Source organism: Streptomyces sp. NPDC006208 (assembly GCF_040613775.1).
In the GTDB taxonomy this organism is placed as follows: Bacteria; Actinomycetota; Actinomycetes; order Streptomycetales; family Streptomycetaceae; genus Streptomyces.
On sequence record NZ_JBEXSW010000045.1, the window covers coordinates 1 to 16,345 of the forward strand.

Here is a 16,345-nt window from a genome sequence, read left to right on the forward strand (position 1 = left end):
CTGTGCCGCTCTGGCGTGCACCTCGTCGGCCGTGAGATGCACGTGGTCACCGTCGAGGACCTCCGCAACGACACGCCGCTGGGAGGTCATCCGCCGGCCACGCCCTCGCAGTCGCTCCAGCAGATCACTCACATCGGCTCACCTGTTCAGGCTCGGTTGGATACCCGCCAGATCGCTGATGGTGCCCAGGTTGTGACGGGAAGCGGATCAGGCGATCCTCCAGACCTGGACTCTGTCCATTCCTGGGCGGGTGGGCCTGCTGGGGCAGACGCGCATATAATTGTTCGTTTCCATTTCCCATGTAATCGGGTGATCGTGATGATCGGAAATACGTCGCCCTTTCTTGTATGTCTCAGGGCCCGGAGCGGTCGTCAAGCATGGGGCTGTCCTGCTGAGCCCACGAACGCCTTCGGATTTTGAGCGCTTGTTACGCGGGATTGCTCTGCGTGTTCTCTTAGCGGTGCGGTCCGCGGTGCGCGACCATACGGACGCCGACACAGGCTCCGTCATCGGTGCCGCGCGTGAGGGCAGACATTCGCCGGCCGCCAGCCCTGCATTCACTGCCGCGGGTCTGGTCAGGCGTTTCCGGTCGGCGGGCTCCACGGCGCGCTACGAGCGCGGGTCGCAGTGCTCGACACCAGCAGAGCAAACAACGTCTAGAGCAGTCAGACAGCACAAGGAAACACCGAGACAGGAAGAGGGACGGACGTGTCCGGCAGCGAAAGTGAGAACCCAGTAATCCCCTCCCCGGCCCCCGCGTCGACCCGCCCCAGGACGAACCGGGACTGGTGGCCGAACCAGCTGGACCTTCAGGTTCTCCACCAGCACTCGTCCCTGTCCAATCCGATGGGCGAGGACTTCAGCTACGCGGAAGAGTTCGCGACCCTTGACGTCGACGCGCTGAAGCAGGACGTCTTCGAGGTGATGACGACGTCGCAGGACTGGTGGCCTGCCGACTACGGCCACTACGGGCCGCTCTTCATCCGGATGAGTTGGCACGCCGCAGGAACGTACCGAATCGCCGACGGCCGGGGCGGTGGCGGCAGCGGAGCTCAGCGCTTCGCCCCCCTCAACAGTTGGCCGGACAACGCGAGCCTCGACAAGGCGCGCCGCTTGCTCTGGCCGGTCAAGCAGAAATACGGGCGGAAAATCTCCTGGGCCGACCTTCTGGTCTTCGCCGGCAACTGTGCCATGGAATCGATGGGATTCAAGACGTTCGGGTTCGGCTTCGGCCGCGAGGACATCTGGGAACCCGAGGAGATCTTCTGGGGGCCTGAGGACGCATGGCTCGGAGATGAGCGCTACAGCGGCGACAGGGAACTCACCGGTCCTTTCGGTGCCGTGCAGATGGGCCTGATCTACGTGAATCCGGAGGGGCCCAACGGCACCCCGGATCCGCTGGCCGCCGCCAGGGACATTCGCGAGACATTCCGACGTATGGCGATGAATGACGAGGAGACTGCTGCGCTCATCATCGGCGGCCACACGTTCGGGAAGTGCCATGGGGCAGTCGATCCCCAGTACATCGGTCCGGAGCCCGAGGCCTGCCCCGTCGAAGCGCAGGGCATCGGCTGGAGAAACACCTTCGGCAGCGGCAAGGGCGCCGACACGCTCACCAGCGGGCTGGAGGGCGCATGGACCAACGACCCCACGAAGTGGGACAACGGGTACCTGGACAACCTGTTCTCGTACGACTGGGAACTGACGACGAGCCCCGCCGGCGCGAATCAGTGGACCCCCAAGGATGCCTCGGCCCAGGGCACTGTGCCTGATGCTCACGATCCGTCGAAGAGGCACGCCCCCATGATGCTGACGACGGACCTTGCGCTGAAGGTGGATCCGATCTACGGGCCGATCGTGAAGCGCTTCCACGAGAATCCTGACGAGCTCGCTGAAGCGTTCGCCAAGGCGTGGTACAAGCTGTTGCACCGCGACATGGGCCCCGCCTCGCGCTACCTCGGCCCGTGGGTTCCCGAGCCGCAGCTGTGGCAGGACCCCGTCCCCGAGGTCGACCACGAACTGGTCGCTGACGAGGACATTGCTGCCCTCAAGGGCACGATCCTCGCCTCGGGGCTGTCCATCTCCCAGCTGGTCTCCACTGCTTGGGCGTCGGCGGCAACCTTCCGCGGCACCGACATGCGTGGCGGGGCCAACGGGGCGCGGATCCGACTCGCGCCGCAAAGGGGCTGGGAGGTCAACGACTTGTCCGGACTGGGCGACGTGTTGCGGACCTTCGAGCAGATCCGGAAGGACTTCAACCTCTCGCAGTCCGGCGGGAAGAAGGTTTCGCTCGCCGACCTGATCGTCCTGGGCGGGTGTGCGGCCGTCGAGCAGGCTGCGAGAAACGCCGGGCACGACATCACGGTCCCGTTCGCGCCGGGACGCACGGACGCCTCGCAGGAGCAGACCGACGTGGAGTCGTTCGCCGCGCTCGAACCGAGCGCAGACGGTTTCCGCAACTACCTCCGCGAAGGGGAGAAGGTGGCGGCGGAGACTCTCCTCCTGGACCGGGCCAACCTGTTGACGCTGACCGCTCCCGAGATGACGGTTCTGATCGGCGGCATGCGGGCCCTGAACACCAACGTCGGGCGATCCCCCCATGGCGTCTTCACCCGTCGGCCCGAGACATTGACCAACGACTTCTTCGTCAACCTGCTCGACCAGGGCACGGAGTGGAAGGCATCCGAATCGGCTGAGAACGTGTACGAAGGCCGGGATCGTGCCACGGGCGACGTCAAGTGGACGGCCACCGCCGTCGACCTCGTCTTCGGTTCCCACTCCCAACTCCGAGCCGTCTCGGAGGTCTACGCGTGCGAGGACGCACAAGAGAAGCTCGTGCAAGACTTCGTGGCCGCGTGGGACAAGGTGATGAACCTCGACAGGTTCGACCTCGCCTGAGCCCGATGTCCGGGTCGGCCGCTCATCGGTCGGCCCGGACGTCCTCGGGATCCGGACAGTCGGATCAGGGGGTGAGCATGCAGGTACCCGGCCCGGACTGTGGGCCGAGCCTCTCCGCCGAGGCCGTCAGGTGCCGCGTTCGAACTCCGCGAGCAGGCTGCTTTCCAGGTGCGACAGAAGGGCGGCGGGGTCCTGGTAGACGGCCGCGGCCCCGGCCTCTTCGAGATCCGCACGGGGGATGCCGCCCGACAGCAGCGCCACGGCCCGGACGCCCGCCCCGGTCGCCGCCTTCATGTCCCACACCGTGTCGCCGACGAAGACCGCCTCCGTGACGGCCGCTCCGACGAGCTCGAGCGCGTGGTGAACCAGATCGGGAGCTGGCTTGCCGGCCGCCACGTCATCCGCTGAGGCCACGCCGTCGATGACGTCGTCCGCGCCGATGGCCCGCCGCAGTGCTTCGAGCTCCGGTCCGCCCGCGGAGGTGGCCAGCACGACGCGCCAGCCCCGGTCGGCGAGCGCATGCAGCAGATCCTGGGCCCCGTCGAGAGCGGGGAGACGGTCGAACCACGTGCCGTACAGCGTGTCGTGTGCGGCGCCGATGGCCTCGTCCTTGTCCCTGTCACGGTCGCCGCCCAGCAGATGCGAAATGAGATCGGCCGCGCCGAGCCCGATCGCCCGGTGGATGTCCCGCATCGCCACCAGGTGCCCCGCTTGCCGGAACGCCTCCCACCAGGCGACGACATGGAGGTGGTTGGTATCGGTGAGGGTGCCGTCGACGTCGAACAGAACCGTGCGTGGCATCGCCGATCCGCCTCTCGAAGTGTGGCTGTCGGAACCAACGCTACGGATGCTGAGCCCCGGCGGCGACTGGGCCTGGGAGCGCAGGGTGGTCCCGTATCACCTCGTGCGACCGGCTGTGCGGGGGTACACGACCGGTCATCGGCGCCGCGGGGCTTCACGTTCGCATGTATCACCGGAGGTGTGACGACTCCTGCCTCTCCTCGCGCTGTTCCTCGATGTCATCATTGCGGGTGTGAGCTCCCCCGACGCGACACCCAGCGCTGACCTGGTGCATGACCGTTGGCGTGCCCGGGAGGCGCCCCACGGAGACTTCATCATGTTCTCCGACGGGTCCCTGTCGGTAATGGATCTCGTGCGGTTCTCCCCGGCAGGCCGGCTTCATGACATTGGGGCCGAGCGCTGGCAGTGGTGGGAGGTCCTACGGGCCACCGCGTGGACCCCCTGCCAGTGGATGGACGTCGATACGACGTTTGCCTCATGCACCTACGCCGGAAGCCGTGCCCTGGCAGGTGAATCATCGGCCCACGGCAGTATCGGCTGGGTCGCCCTGACTCGGGACGATGACCACAACACCTTGGAATGGATCGCGGTCTCCTGCTCGTCCAATCCGTTCACCGAGGTCACCTTGGACGCAACCACGGTGACCGCCACCAGCACCCTGGGCCGCATCTGGACCTTCCCCAGAAACACCCCCCAACTGGTGAAGATCACCGCGGTCCCGCCGGACAGAGCCTAGGCGCTTGAGCGCACCCTAGGGAGTCGGCAGAACTCCCTGTCAGGCAAGGGACCCCGCCGAAGCCATCGCCGCGGGGAGTTTCGCGGGACTCCTCCGGAACGTCCGCCCAACGTCACCGCGCGAGCATGCGATTGACTGGCGCCGGCATTGACCGAATGACACGGAACTCATGGGGGCCACACAGTGAAGAGCAACGACACTCCGCTGATACCGGACGCGGTGTGGCTGGAGGAACGGCTGGGCGAAGGCTCGCTCTGGCGACCGGACGAGGCCGGTCTGCCGGCCGAGCTGACCGATGCCCGGTCGAGGGAGTTCCTGCTCACGGTCGGCTTTCCCGCCGTCCACCTCGACGTCGTAGGAATCGACACGAGGCACTTGCGGGACGAGGACGGGCTGGAACCGTTCGATGCCGATGAGATCTATGGGCGCCGCTACCCCGACGATGACTCCCCGCCCGAGAACTTCTGCTTCACCGTCGCCATCTGGGGCGACCAGCACCTGATGCTCGACGCGGCGGACGGTGGCATCACCCACTACGACCCCAACGGATGGGACCACGGGGATGGGTGGCAGGGACCGGCCGCTGATTCCCTCCCCCTGCTGGCCGTGCTCCTCGGGCTGATCGCCGAGTCGAGTACCGCTCTGGAATCGGCCGACGACGCCGTACGCGCGGCCGCCGTCACCGATCTGCGTGAGCGCATGATCGGCCAGGACCTGTATGTGAACGAATCCGCGTTCTGGGACGAGATCTTCGACTGTCTGGGCTGAGAACGGGGTCGGTGAGGGCAGACGTCGCCGGGGCGCCGTGCAGCCGATCGTCAAAGACGTTCAAGATGCCTGACCACGGTGACGAGCTCTCCTGACCCGCGGTCCGTACGGCCGGCACGGACTGCCGGTGCGGGCCGGCCGCCACCTCACCCGGAGGCGGCGGCCGGGGCCGGTGCCTGGTCAGGACACCAGGTTCTGCTCCTCCAGTTCCGTCAGCCTCACGGTGCACAGGCCGCCGCGTTCGGTCTTGACATCCGTCACCTTCAGCTGGGTGCCCGGCAGGAGGATGAACTCCTCCTCGCCGGTGAACGCGGAGAAGTCGCGGATGCCCACGGCCCGGGCGGGGACCACCTCGAACAGTGTCCGCTTGCCGCGGCTGCCGAGGAACGCCTTGGCCACGCCGAGCTCGGACGTGCAAGAGGACACGCCCCACCAGGCCACGGTCCGTCCGAGCGGGTACTGCGCACGCAGGTCCAGCGACACCCCGCGCCACAACGGCTTGGTTCGGACGGGGAGTTGCGACACCGCCGAGAACAGCAGCCGCAGATACGGCAGGTACGGGACGAGCCGGGACCGGTCCGGGGAGCGCAGGATGGCGTTGATCTCCCGGTAGAACCCGGACTCGCAGGTGTACAGGTAAAGGGCGGCGATCGCGTCGGCGGACAGGCCGTCGGACGCCTCGTCCGCCCGCCGCTTGCCGAACTCGTGCGACCGGTCGACGTGCCGGCCCAGCCCGGACAGCAGCGCGGCGACTGGGCTGACAGCATCGCGGAAGTCCATGAGCGGGGTGTCGAACACACCCGTGATCGCGGGAAGGACGAGCCCCTCGTCCTTGACGCTGGAGAGCCGGTCGAGGTAGAGCTGGTGCAGCTCCATGGTGGACGCGATGAACGCGCCCATGCGGTCGGCGACGTCGCCGTCGGCCCCGCCGGTCTCCGCCGCGAGATCGTTCCAGCCGGTGCTCGGCAGCCAGTCGATCTCGTCGGCGCACAGCGACGCGAGGGCCGCGTTCACCATCCCGAAGTGGTCGCCGTCGCAGAAGATGTCGCCCTGCGCTGCGGGGTTGGCGTGGTCGATGTGCCGGACCTCGACCTCGGGGTACTTCTTCTGGAGCTCGAGAACGACCTTCTTCAGACTGCGCGCGTGCGCCCCCCACCACGCGAAGACGACCCCGCGGTCCTCCTCGTCGGCGTTCTGCTTGGCCTTGAGGATCTCCTCGACGATCCGCTCGGCGACCGGCCGCCAGAACCGGGTGTGCCGGTCGGTGCCGATCGCCCCGTCGCTGTTGGCCGTCAGCGCCGCGTTCAGCAGCAGCACGCCCTGCGTGAGCATCGCCTGGAACCACTCCGGCGGCTGGACGGTGTCCTGCTTCTTCAGCAGCGCGCGAATGTCGGCTATCGGGGTCTTCTTGGGAATGCCGTACTTCCACATCGCCGCTGCCTTGATGATGCAGCGGATGCTGACGACCCTGCCGAACTGGCTGTCCTTCCAGTCGTGGAAGGTGTTGTCGAACATGGCGATGCCGGTGGCGCTCTCCGGCCGTGGGTACGGGTTCTGGCCGAAGATGACGACCTTCCACTTGTGCGGCGCGTTGGGCTTGAGTGCCTGGAAGGTCAGTTCGCGGACGGGGACGACCTCCGGGCTACGGCCCGGGCCGATGAACGCGGCCGCGTCCGGCTGCGCCTCGATGACCGGCTTCAGCAGCGGAAGCCACGGCTCACCGCCGCCCTTGAACAGTTCCGCGAGGGCCAGCGGGTCGTTCGGGTCGGGCGTGGCGGGGGTTTGGGCATCGCTCATGGTGGAGGACTCCGAATTGTCGAACTGGGCTGGTGGAAGGCCTGATCGGCGAAGTTCCCATGAGCGTATGTCAGCCCACTGACAGCCCCCTTCGCTTCGTGGGGGCGCCGGGCCGGGCGGCTGCTCTGTCAGTGGGGCGCGGTAGCGTCCCGATCAGTTGAGTGACCGTTCCCGATCGGAGTGAACCATGACCGTAGACCTTGTGCAGTCGCCGCTCAGCGTGGTGCTGACCGACATCAACACCGCAGTGGTGGAGGCCTGGCGAGCGGCCTTCGCCGACAACCCCGAGATTGAGATCCGCAAGGGCTCGATCCTCGACGAGGACGTCGACGCCTGGGTCAGCCCCACCAACTCCCGTGGCCGGATGGACGGCGGGGTCGACGCGGCCATCAAGCGGCATCTCGGCGCGGGCATCCAACTGCGCGTGCAGAGGGCGATCCGCAGCCAGTTCGCGGGAGACCTCCCGGTGGGCAGCGCGGTGTGCGTTCCGTCCGGGGCGGTCAAGCCGAGGTTTCTGATCTCGACGCCGACGATGGAGACGTCCTCGCAGAACGTCAGCGAGACCCTGAACGTGGCCCTGGCTTGCGCCGCCGCGTTTCAGGCGATCCACCAGCAGAACAAGAAGGCGCCGAGCAGCATCCGGTCGGTGGCGCTGGTCGGCATGGGCGCCCGGACCGGCCGGGTGCCGGCGCGGGTGTGCGCCAACCTGATGTGGACGGGCCACACTCTCTTCAACGACCACTCCTTCGACGACTACGACGACCTGCGCAGCACGATCGTCGCCCAGCTCGACGACCTCGAGAGCGCGCCCGTGGAGAAGCGGGTCCGCATAGCGCCCCCCAAGCGCGCCGTCTCGCGCCGCTGACGAGGCTCTCGGCTGTCCCTCCGTCGTAGTGGACCGCCTCATGTGCCGGGCCGCGCAGGGATCTGCGGGCGGGAAGCCGATACACGCGCTGATCACGGGGGAGGGGGTACTGACGGTGACCGGCTGGGGCGGTCAGTAGCTGTGCCCAGGAAGTTCAGCCGGCGGCTCCCACGCACAGCGGGCGCCCGAGGTACGCCCATCCCCGCAGGCGTCGCGCTTCGACCCTGTCGATCTTGGCTTTCCCACTCGCCGCACACTCGTGGGCGGCCGCCGCCCGGAGCAGCGCGATCGCCACCGCGTCATCGGCATCGGCCGCCTCGCCGACGATGTAGCAATGCTCTCCCATGGCACCCCAGGAGTTGCTGAGCTGCAGCCCCACGAACCAGCGGTCCCAAGGGACGACGGACCCGATCCGGTCCTCCCGGCCGAAGTTGGCACGCATCGCAATTGTTCTCTTCGATCGGAGGCTCTGCGGTCGGTAGCGGTCGTGTCGTATCGGTGGCCGGACCGGCTCACTCATGGGCTGTCGAGCGATGCCAAGGCATCCGTCGTTCGCGGAGCGGCCCGAGTGGGCTGATGTGCGCACCCGGCCAAGGCGCCGACCTGTGCACCCGGTTGAGATCACCGCTGCATGGGACTTGTGCCACGAAGCGGTGAAGTTCCGTTGGGTTTCCGGCCCGACAGACTCAACCGGACTGCGCCCCGACTGGTAACACACCCGGACCAAGGGCCCGGGTGAGCCAAGTGGTCTGACGACCGGGGCACCTGGCGGGCTAGAGGTTGAAGCCGCCGGACACCTCGATGTCCTGTGCAGTGACCCAGCGGCTCTCGTCGGAGACCAGCGTGGCGATCATCGCGCCGATGTCATCGGGTTCACCGACCCGGCCGAGCGCGGTCTTTGCGGCGATGGGCGGGATGACCTCGGGGAATCGTGTGAAGGCGTCGTCGCTGAGCCGGGTGCGAGTCGCGCCCGGTGAAACCGAGTTGACGCGGATGCCTCGTGTGCTGAACTCCTTGGCCATGTAGCGGGTCAGCACGGTCAGGCCGCCCTTCATCGACGCATAGACCGAGTAGCCGGGCTCCAGGCCGGACGTCGCCGTCGCGGTGCTGCTCGTGTTGACGATGGCACCGCCATCCTCCATCAGGGGCAGCAGCGTCTGTGTCAGGAAATACGGCCCCTTGAGGAGCACCCGCATGAGCCCGTCGAACATTTCCTCGGTCGTGTCCTCGATCATCGACGTCTGTGCGAAGCCGGCGTTGTTGACCAGGTAATCAAAAGTGTCGCGCTGCCAGGTGTCACGAAGCGCTTCGACAACGGAATCACGGCTCGAAGAGTTTCACCGCCCTGCAGTGCCAAGACCGTTGGTCAGGCCTGTGCACGAATGCTGAGGAGCAGGAGTGCGGTGTCGTCGGTGCGGTCGCCTGACGGTTGAGCGTGGTCGAGCAGCGCGGCAGCAAGGTCTTCGAGGGAATCGGTGGGGCGGGAAAGCACAGTGGCGAGTTCGGTGAGATTGGCGTCGTGATCGGTGCCGGGAGTTTCGATGAGTTGCCCGCCGGCGTCGCCGATAATCCCTGCGCCTGGCCCGACACTGGGGTACGGTCCGCCGGTGGTCGATGAAGACGGGTACTTCGGAGAACGTGTAGCAGAGCAGTACGACCAGCCCTCAAGTCCTCAGTTCCGGCGGGACGTTATCGAGCGGACCGTGGACCTTCTCGAGGAGCTCGCTGGTGACGGAAGGGCGCTGGAGCTGGGGATCGGCACAGGGCGCATCGCGCTTCCCCTCGCGCGCCGGGGCGTTCCAGTCCACGGCATCGAGCTGTCCCGAGCGATGGTGGCCCGCATGCGCGCCAAGCCTGGGGGCGAGGGCATCGGTGTCTCGATCGGCGACTTCGCCACCACTACGGTGGACACGACGGGGGACGGAGCCTTCTCTCTCGCCTACCTGGTCTTCAACACCATCATGAATCTGACCAGCCAGGAGGCCCAGGTCGCCTGCTTCCGCAACGTTGCCGAGCACCTCGCGCCCGGAGGTTGCTTCGTGATCGAGGTGATGGTTCCGGAACTGCGCAAGATCCCGGCAGGGCAGAACATCGTCCCGTTCCACACCAGTCCGACCGGGTGGGCCTACACCGTCTACGACACCGTCACGCAGGACGCAACCTGCCACTACATCGAGGTGTCGCAGGACGGCCGCGGAGAGGCCCGCACGGTGCCCTTCCGCTACGTCTGGCCCGCCGAGCTGGACCTCATGGCCCAGCTCGCCGGCCTGCGCCTGCGCGACCGCTGGGACGGCTGGACGCGCAAGCCCTTCACCCAGGACAGCATCCAGCACGTCTCGGTCTGGGAGAAGCCGACCAGACCGCGCCATCGAGGCAGAGACCCGCACCGTGGGGAATGACCGCCTTGTGCTCGCTTCTGGCAGGGCGTACGAGCCGCACGGGGACGCCCGGCGCCCGCTCGCCGACGAGTCGACCGGCGACCCGCGCACCGCCGCCCGCCACTTCACTGAGACAGCCATGCGCCGCGCGATCGCCACCAGCCGCGCCGTCGATCCATCTCGGCCTTACGCCGACAACGCGACCGTTCTCGTCGCCGACATCAGCCGCTGACACCCCCGAGCCGGAGGACAGCCTGCGGCGGTGCATCAGCAGGCGTCCAGGGTCCCGCCCGTCCATGACACGGGCGTGCCGCGTACGGGCACGTACGCGACTGCGGCCAGCTCCTGGACGGGCGCTCCGACGGTTGCGCCGGGCCTTTGCCGGTCGATCGGGGAAAGCATGGCCCGCATCGCTCACAGGCGAACGACGGTTACGGCATCCGCTCGGCCGCCACGTGGCCGGGCGAGACACTACGACGGGACGGCGGCACCTGCGTACGACTCGTCGCTCTCCGGCTCCTGCGCCGGGTCGCTGAGCTGCTCGCGCACATAGTTCCAGACCACCGCAATGAGCGCGGCCACCGGTACCGCGAGGAGGCTGCCCACGACGCCGGCCAGACTGCCGCCCAACGTCACCGCCAGCAGGACCACCGCCGCGTGCAGGCCCAGCCCGCGACTTTGGATCACCGGCTGGAACACGTTGCCCTCGAGCTGCTGCACCACGACGATGATCGCCAGCACGATCAGCGCGTCCGTCAGGCCGTTCGACACCAACGCGATGAGCACCGCGACCAAGCCGGCGAACAGGGCACCCACGATCGGTACGAACGCGGATACGAAGGTCAGCACCGCCAACGGGAGCACCAGTGGCACCCCCAGAATCCACAGGCCGATGCCGATGAAGACAGCGTCGAGCAGGCCGACGAATGCCTGGGAACGCACGAATGCGCCCAGGGTGTTCCAACCGCGCGCGGCCACGATCGGGACATCGGTGGCGAGTCGACCGGGGAGCTGCCGGGTGAGCCACGGCAAGAACCGCGGGCCGTCTTTGAGGAAGAAGAACATCAGGAAGAGCGCCAGGACGGCAGTGACCACGCCGTTGAAGACGGTGCCCACTCCTGTGGCGACAGCGGTGACCATGCTGCCGACGCTGTTCTGAAGGCGGGCGATCGCGGCGTCGAAGGCATCTGTGATCTGGTCGTCGCCGATGTTCAGCGGCGGCCCGGCGGCCCACTCGCGCAGCTTCTGGATGCCTTCGACCACTCCGTCGGCCAGCTCGCCGGACTGGGACGCCACCGGCACCGCGATGAGCGCCACGATTCCCGAAGCGACCAGCAGAAACAGCACGGTCACAACCGACGCGGCCAGAGCGGGGTGCCACCCGCGCCGACGCAGGAAACGCGCCAGGGGCCAGGTCAGCGTGGTGAGAAGCAGGCCCACTATGAGCGGCCAGACGACCGACCACATCCGGCCTAGAATCCACAGCGCCACCGCAGCCATCACAAGTATCAGCAGCAACTCGACGGAGACGCGTGCCGATGTTCGGAGCGCGGCGGCGGTCTTTGTGGAACTCAACGTGGCAGGCATGGGATCACCCTATTGGTGCTCCGGTCGCAGCCCGGTATCGCTACTGGTCAGGAGCAGCTTTGCGGTCTCGTTGACTGACTGACTGACTGTCAGGCACGGGAGGGCGCTGCTGTCGCTGCCGGTGCTCGGCCGGGAACGGGACGCCGATCCGGTGCGGCGGGGCGGGCGGGTACAGCGGGGTGGTCATGGAGACGGCGGCGGCGCTCGGCGTCTCGTACCTGCCGCTGTACGAACGGCAGTTGAAGCATTTGGCGTTGGGCGGCCACACCCCCGGCCCGATGAGGCGATCCATCGGATCGCGGGAAGGACACCGCGATCGTCAGCTGTCCGTCGTCCCGTCGCCTTGTGGGCGGCCCGGCGCGTCGGGCACCACACGCTGGGGCGTGCGCGGCGTGCCGACAGACTTCGTGCCGGGACTGTCAGGCGTCGGTGCGCGGTCCGGCGAACTCGTCCAGGATCCGTACGTAACGGCCACCGAAATCGATCCGGGTGATGTCCTTGCCGGGAAACTTGGTCACCTCGTCGTGCCAGCACGCCCGCGGGTCGATCTCCCTCAGCCGCACCGACTTGGTGCGCACCTCCGTCACCGCGCCGATCCAGCAGGCACCCGTTACATGACGTTCGGCATGGAGTGCGACAAGTCCGAAGGCTCTGTGTGCGGCCTCCGCCAGGGCGGGCAGCGTGTCGAGGGGAAGTGTGTGGCCGGGCATGAGTACCGGCCACTGGCCCCGGCGGTGCAGTGCCCTGATGGTGAGGCATGTCTTGTCGCCCTTACGCCGGACCTTGACGATGTCCGCGGTGCGGACCGCGGCCCAGCCGTCGAGTTGGATGTCCGAGCAGGGCGCCATCAGGGTCCAGGCAGGCGTCGTGGCGACGACGAAGCCCTCGATCTTCTCGGCGCCCCGGATCGAGCGGTGGATCCGGACCAGGTTGCCGGTGTTCACGGCCCCGTCGAGCCGCTTCAGGACACGGTCGGCGTCCGCAGAGTCCGGCCGTACGGTGTCTCGCTTCTTTGTCATGCCCTGGATTGTGACTGGGCCTGCCCGCAGGTTCATCCTGTTTCGGCAGCTCCTGTGGCCAGTGCCCTGCCGCCCGTGCGCCGACCCAGAGTCGCCGCGAGCGGTGCGGCATCCCGCCCGAGGTGGGCCATGTCGAGCATTGGCAACTGACCCTGGAACATGAGCGAGACCCGGTCCTGGGGGTCGATGTCCCCTCGTCTTGCCGCCCACGCCTTCTGCACACTCCAGCGACTGGCTCGGCCCCAAAGAGCTTGTGGCCTGACCTTCTGCCAGATCGTCCGCGAGATGCAGCTACCCGTCGCGGTCTGGACCGGCGCTTGCCCCATCTGTCATCGCGCCATCCCAACGTCGACACCCCCTGACCAACCCCTGACATCGCCTGCCGTTCCGCCCCTAGGCACGTTGACAGGCGTCTGTTGACATGTTGCTATGAGGCGCCGCTCAGCTGGACCTGCGCCGCGTCGCATTCCGCTCGGGCACCGGATCGACGGCCACTTGACCGGGGGCGGCGCCCCCGAACCCAGAGCGAGGACCCATGCCGCAGCGCGCCGCGACCATCGTCGGCGGTGGGATCGGCGGCCTCGCGGCGGCCATCGCCCTGCACCGCCGGGGCTGGCGCGTCGAGGTGCTGGAACGGGCCCCGGAGTTCACCGAGATCGGCGCCGGCATCTCCCTGTGGCCGAACGCGCTGCACGCGCTCGAGGCGCTCGGCCTGGCCGGCGCCGTCCGGTCACTCGGCGCCGTCGAGGCAACAGGCGGCGTACGCGACCGCCAGGGCCGCTGGCTGTCCCGTACGGACAACGCGGAGCTGGCGCGCCGCTTCGGCCATCCCCTGGTCGTCCTGCACCGCGCGGACCTGTTGCGGGCGCTCACCGAGGCTCTGCCCGCCGGCAGCCTGCGGTCGGGCAGCGAGGTGTCCGCGGTCCGCGACGACAGCCACGGCCCGGTCGTCGTTCACCTTGGAGGCGAGTCCCGGCCCGATCTCGTGGTCGGCGCCGACGGGCTGCGCAGTGCGGTCCGCCACGCCCTGTGGCCGGACGCGGCCGGCCCCCGCTACGCCGGTTACACGGCCTGGCGCATGGTCACCGAGCCCCTCGCCGAGCAGCCCTCCGAGGGCGCGGCGACCTGGGGCCGGGGAGCAAGGTTCGGCTACACGGCGCTGCCGGACGGGCGGATGTACTGCTTCGCTACCACGTCGCTGCCGGCGGGAGCAGCCTCCGGCTCGTCCGAGTACGCCGAACTGCTGCTCCGGTTCGGGTCCTGGCCGGATCCCATCCCGGCCCTGCTGGCCGCCGTCCCCGCGGACGCGGTGCTCCGGCACGACCTGTACGACCTGCCGCCACTGCCCTCCTTCGCCCACGGCCGGGTCGCGCTGCTGGGCGACGCGGCCCATGCCATGACCCCCAATCTGGGCCAGGGCGCGTGCCAGGCGCTGGAGGACGCGGTGACCCTCGCCCACTGCCTCGACGGCACCTCGGACGTGGCCGCCGCGCTCCGCTCGTACGACCTGCTGCGCCGCCCGCGGACCCAGGCCATCACGCGCCGCTCCGCCCGGCTCGGCGCAGTCGGCCAGCTGTCGTGGCCGCCCGCGGTGCTGCTGCGCGACACGGCCGCCCGGCTGACGCCGACGCGGGCGACGCTGCGTTCCATGACGCCGGTGCTCGGCTGGACCACGCCCGCTGACCCCGTGACCGCGACGGAGAACGAGAGCCGCTGATGCCGGACTGGACGTACCACCCGCTGCGCGGCGCGGCCGCTGCCGTCCTCGGCCGACGCCGTTCGCAGCGCACCGCACTGCGGCTGCTGGCCTCGATCGGCTCCCGTCCCGCCGGCGCTCGGCTGATCGCCAGGGCGTTCGGCCACCGCCATCCGCCGGAGCGGCTCGCCGGTGAGATCGTCGGCGTGCCTGTGACCACCCGCCTCGGCATATCCGTCCCGCCCTCGCTCGCCCGCGAAGCGGTACGCGCCCTGGCCCCGCTCGGGGCTGGTGTCATCGAGGTGGCGCCCGTCTCGGCGGCCGACGCGGAGACCGTACGCGAGGCCGCTGCCGGCCGCTCGATCCCGATGGTTGTCCGCGCCTGCGACCCGGAGGCCGAGGCCGCCCTCAAGCCCCATGTCGACGGCTTCACCAGCGGCGACGACCCGCACGTGATCCATGTGTCCGACCCGTCGGTCACTGCCGCGGCCGCCGCCCTCGAGGAGCCAGGCGCCGTGCTGCTGGCCCGGCCTGGGGTGCTCGTCGAGGCCGGACCCGGTTGGTTCGCTCGGGTCACCGAGGCAGCCACGCCCACCACACCCGCTCCGGTGCTACGGGACGTCGGCCGCGATCCCCGCCGCTGGCCCGCCTGGTGGTGGGCGCTGCTCGTCGGGCTCGGTATGACGGGCGCCGGACTCGGCGCCGCGGCGATCACGCTCGGGCCGGTGCTGCTCTGGTACGACCGTGACTACCTCGGTATGACGCTGCACGAACTGCATGCCGCCAACCACCACCTCGTGCACTTCCTCCAGCACGACCGGATCACCATGGCCGGCACGATGGTGGCGATCGGCGCCCTCTACACGGGCCTCGCCGTGGGTGGGATCAGGCGCGGCTGGCCCTGGGCCCGCGAGGTGTATCTGCTCTCGGGAGCGATCGGCTTCCCCACCCTGTTCTACTTCCTGGCCACCGGCTTCGTGGAACCCCTGCACACGGCCACCACCGCCGTGCTGTTCCCGATGTTCGTGGCCGCGGTCCGTCGGGCCCCGCACGCCCCGCGGTGGCGCCTGGCGCCCGATGGGCCGGAGCCGGAGCGCCGCCGAGCGCTGGCCGGCCAGCTGCTGCTGATCGTCACGGGAGCGGGGCTGTTCGCCGGCGGTGCGGTGATCTCGGTGGTCGGTCTGACCGGTGTCTTCGTGCCGACCGACCTGGCCTTCCTGGGCACCAGCGCGCAGGCGCTGGAAGCCGTGAACCCCCGGCTCGTGCCCTTCGTCGCCCACGATCGCGCGGGGTTCGGCGGCGCCCTGATGGCCGCCGCGGTGGCGATCACCCTGCTCAGCGTGTGGGGTTGGCGCCGGGGTGAGGCCTGGGTGTTCTGGACCCTGGCCGCGGCGGCGGCCGCCGGCTTCCTGCCGGCTGTCGTGGTGCACGGCGCGATCCACTACACGGACTTCATCCACCTCGCGCCGGTCTACTTCGGCATCGCCCTGACCGGTACCGGCCTGCTGCTCGCGCGTCCGTACCTCTGCGCCAAGACGTCGCCGAGGCCGAAGGACTGACGGCCGCCCGAGCAAGCGCTCCACGACGAGCGCATGGACGACTTGGACGTCTGCGGCCGCCTTGCCAACACCCGCAGGGCGCGCCCGAACCGACCATCCTGGTGCGGTGAGGCCGATGTCTCCCACACTTCGGCAAGTGCTACGGCCTGACCGGCGCCTGCTACGGCGTAACCACCTGACCGTCTCGGCTCGCCCCGGACGATCAGGCGACGTGTAGACAGTTACGGGCCCTTGGACTGCT

The 16,345-nt window shown here is 68.7% G+C and carries 13 protein-coding genes and 2 pseudogenes; 8 read left to right on the forward strand and 7 right to left on the reverse strand.

The features are described from left to right. A pseudogene (locus ABZ208_RS30285) lies at positions 1 to 132 on the reverse strand (transcriptional repressor); the annotation flags it as partial. A gap of 576 nt (positions 133 to 708) precedes the next feature. Here ABZ208_RS30285 and katG point away from each other — a divergent pair. Then, positions 709 to 2,898 (forward strand): catalase/peroxidase HPI, encoded by a 2,190-nt coding sequence (gene katG, locus ABZ208_RS30290; RefSeq protein WP_356912642.1) that lies wholly within the window; start codon positions 709 to 711, stop codon positions 2,896 to 2,898. Positions 2,899 to 3,024: 126 nt separating this feature from the next. Here the strand turns inward: katG and ABZ208_RS30295 are convergent, their stop codons facing one another. Beyond that, entirely contained in the window at positions 3,025 to 3,699 is a 675-nt protein-coding gene (locus ABZ208_RS30295; protein WP_356912643.1) for an HAD family hydrolase, read from the reverse strand. A gap of 316 nt (positions 3,700 to 4,015) precedes the next feature. Between ABZ208_RS30295 and ABZ208_RS30300 the strand changes: the two genes are divergently transcribed. Further along, positions 4,016 to 4,435 carry a hypothetical protein gene (locus ABZ208_RS30300; protein WP_356912644.1) on the forward strand — a complete coding sequence of 140 codons (420 nt, stop codon included), beginning with the start codon at positions 4,016 to 4,018 and terminating at the stop codon, positions 4,433 to 4,435. 183 nt (positions 4,436 to 4,618) lie between these two features. After that, entirely contained in the window at positions 4,619 to 5,203 is a 585-nt protein-coding gene (locus ABZ208_RS30305) for a hypothetical protein (RefSeq protein ID WP_356912645.1), read from the forward strand. 180 nt (positions 5,204 to 5,383) lie between these two features. Here ABZ208_RS30305 and ABZ208_RS30310 read toward each other — a convergent pair whose 3' ends face one another. After that, entirely contained in the window at positions 5,384 to 7,000 is a 1,617-nt protein-coding gene (locus tag ABZ208_RS30310) for an ADP-ribosyltransferase domain-containing protein (RefSeq protein ID WP_356912646.1), read from the reverse strand. A 187-nt stretch (positions 7,001 to 7,187) separates the two neighbouring features. On the opposite strand from ABZ208_RS30310, the gene ABZ208_RS30315 reads away from it, so the two are divergent. After that, positions 7,188 to 7,865, forward strand: coding sequence for a macro domain-containing protein (locus tag ABZ208_RS30315; protein ID WP_356912647.1), 678 nt, complete (start codon positions 7,188 to 7,190; stop codon positions 7,863 to 7,865). A gap of 154 nt (positions 7,866 to 8,019) precedes the next feature. On the opposite strand, the gene ABZ208_RS30320 is transcribed toward ABZ208_RS30315, so the two are convergent. Then, positions 8,020 to 8,307, reverse strand: coding sequence for a hypothetical protein (locus ABZ208_RS30320; RefSeq protein ID WP_356912648.1), 288 nt, complete (start codon positions 8,305 to 8,307; stop codon positions 8,020 to 8,022). Between the two features lie 331 nt (positions 8,308 to 8,638). Further along, positions 8,639 to 9,181: pseudogene (locus ABZ208_RS30325) on the reverse strand (SDR family oxidoreductase); the annotation flags it as partial. A gap of 291 nt (positions 9,182 to 9,472) precedes the next feature. Here ABZ208_RS30325 and ABZ208_RS30330 point away from each other — a divergent pair. Together ABZ208_RS30330 and ABZ208_RS30335 are read left to right on the forward strand one after the other, a co-directional pair. Next, positions 9,473 to 10,264, forward strand: a complete 792-nt coding sequence (locus ABZ208_RS30330; protein ID WP_356912649.1) for a class I SAM-dependent methyltransferase — start codon at positions 9,473 to 9,475, stop codon at positions 10,262 to 10,264. Positions 10,265 to 10,271: 7 nt separating this feature from the next. Further along, on the forward strand, positions 10,272 to 10,475 hold the full coding sequence (locus tag ABZ208_RS30335; RefSeq protein ID WP_356912650.1) for a hypothetical protein: 204 nt from the start codon (positions 10,272 to 10,274) through the stop codon (positions 10,473 to 10,475). Positions 10,476 to 10,714: 239 nt separating this feature from the next. On the opposite strand, the gene ABZ208_RS30340 is transcribed toward ABZ208_RS30335, so the two are convergent. Together ABZ208_RS30340 and ABZ208_RS30345 are read right to left on the reverse strand one after the other, a co-directional pair. Further along, the gene (locus tag ABZ208_RS30340; protein ID WP_356912651.1) at positions 10,715 to 11,830 is read right to left on the reverse strand and encodes an AI-2E family transporter; all 1,116 of its coding nucleotides are present in this window, start codon (positions 11,828 to 11,830) and stop codon (positions 10,715 to 10,717) included. Between the two features lie 419 nt (positions 11,831 to 12,249). Further along, positions 12,250 to 12,849, reverse strand: coding sequence for a hypothetical protein (locus tag ABZ208_RS30345; protein ID WP_356912652.1), 600 nt, complete (start codon positions 12,847 to 12,849; stop codon positions 12,250 to 12,252). Between the two features lie 535 nt (positions 12,850 to 13,384). Between ABZ208_RS30345 and ABZ208_RS30350 the strand changes: the two genes are divergently transcribed. Next, positions 13,385 to 14,566: an FAD-dependent monooxygenase gene (locus tag ABZ208_RS30350; protein WP_356912653.1), complete on the forward strand. Its 1,182-nt coding sequence runs from the start codon at positions 13,385 to 13,387 to the stop codon at positions 14,564 to 14,566. Then, positions 14,566 to 16,104, forward strand: coding sequence for a hypothetical protein (locus tag ABZ208_RS30355; protein WP_356912654.1), 1,539 nt, complete (start codon positions 14,566 to 14,568; stop codon positions 16,102 to 16,104). The genes ABZ208_RS30350 and ABZ208_RS30355 overlap by 1 nt, the downstream gene beginning before the upstream one ends. The last annotated feature ends 241 nt before the right edge of the window (positions 16,105 to 16,345 follow it).

What these genes read in the sequence shown, in the direction of transcription:
- ABZ208_RS30345 (WP_356912652.1), bottom strand. Translation starts at nt 12,849, where the DNA reads ATGACAAAGAAGCGAGACACCGTACGGCCGGACTCTGCGGACGCCGAC.
- ABZ208_RS30320 (WP_356912648.1), bottom strand. Translation starts at nt 8,307, where the DNA reads ATGCGTGCCAACTTCGGCCGGGAGGACCGGATCGGGTCCGTCGTCCCT.
- ABZ208_RS30295 (WP_356912643.1), bottom strand. Translation starts at nt 3,699, where the DNA reads ATGCCACGCACGGTTCTGTTCGACGTCGACGGCACCCTCACCGATACC.
- ABZ208_RS30300 (WP_356912644.1), top strand. Translation starts at nt 4,016, where the DNA reads ATGTTCTCCGACGGGTCCCTGTCGGTAATGGATCTCGTGCGGTTCTCC.
- ABZ208_RS30355 (WP_356912654.1), top strand. Translation starts at nt 14,566, where the DNA reads ATGCCGGACTGGACGTACCACCCGCTGCGCGGCGCGGCCGCTGCCGTC.
- ABZ208_RS30310 (WP_356912646.1), bottom strand. Translation starts at nt 7,000, where the DNA reads ATGAGCGATGCCCAAACCCCCGCCACGCCCGACCCGAACGACCCGCTG.
- ABZ208_RS30315 (WP_356912647.1), top strand. Translation starts at nt 7,188, where the DNA reads ATGACCGTAGACCTTGTGCAGTCGCCGCTCAGCGTGGTGCTGACCGAC.
- ABZ208_RS30340 (WP_356912651.1), bottom strand. Translation starts at nt 11,830, where the DNA reads ATGCCTGCCACGTTGAGTTCCACAAAGACCGCCGCCGCGCTCCGAACA.
- ABZ208_RS30350 (WP_356912653.1), top strand. Translation starts at nt 13,385, where the DNA reads ATGCCGCAGCGCGCCGCGACCATCGTCGGCGGTGGGATCGGCGGCCTC.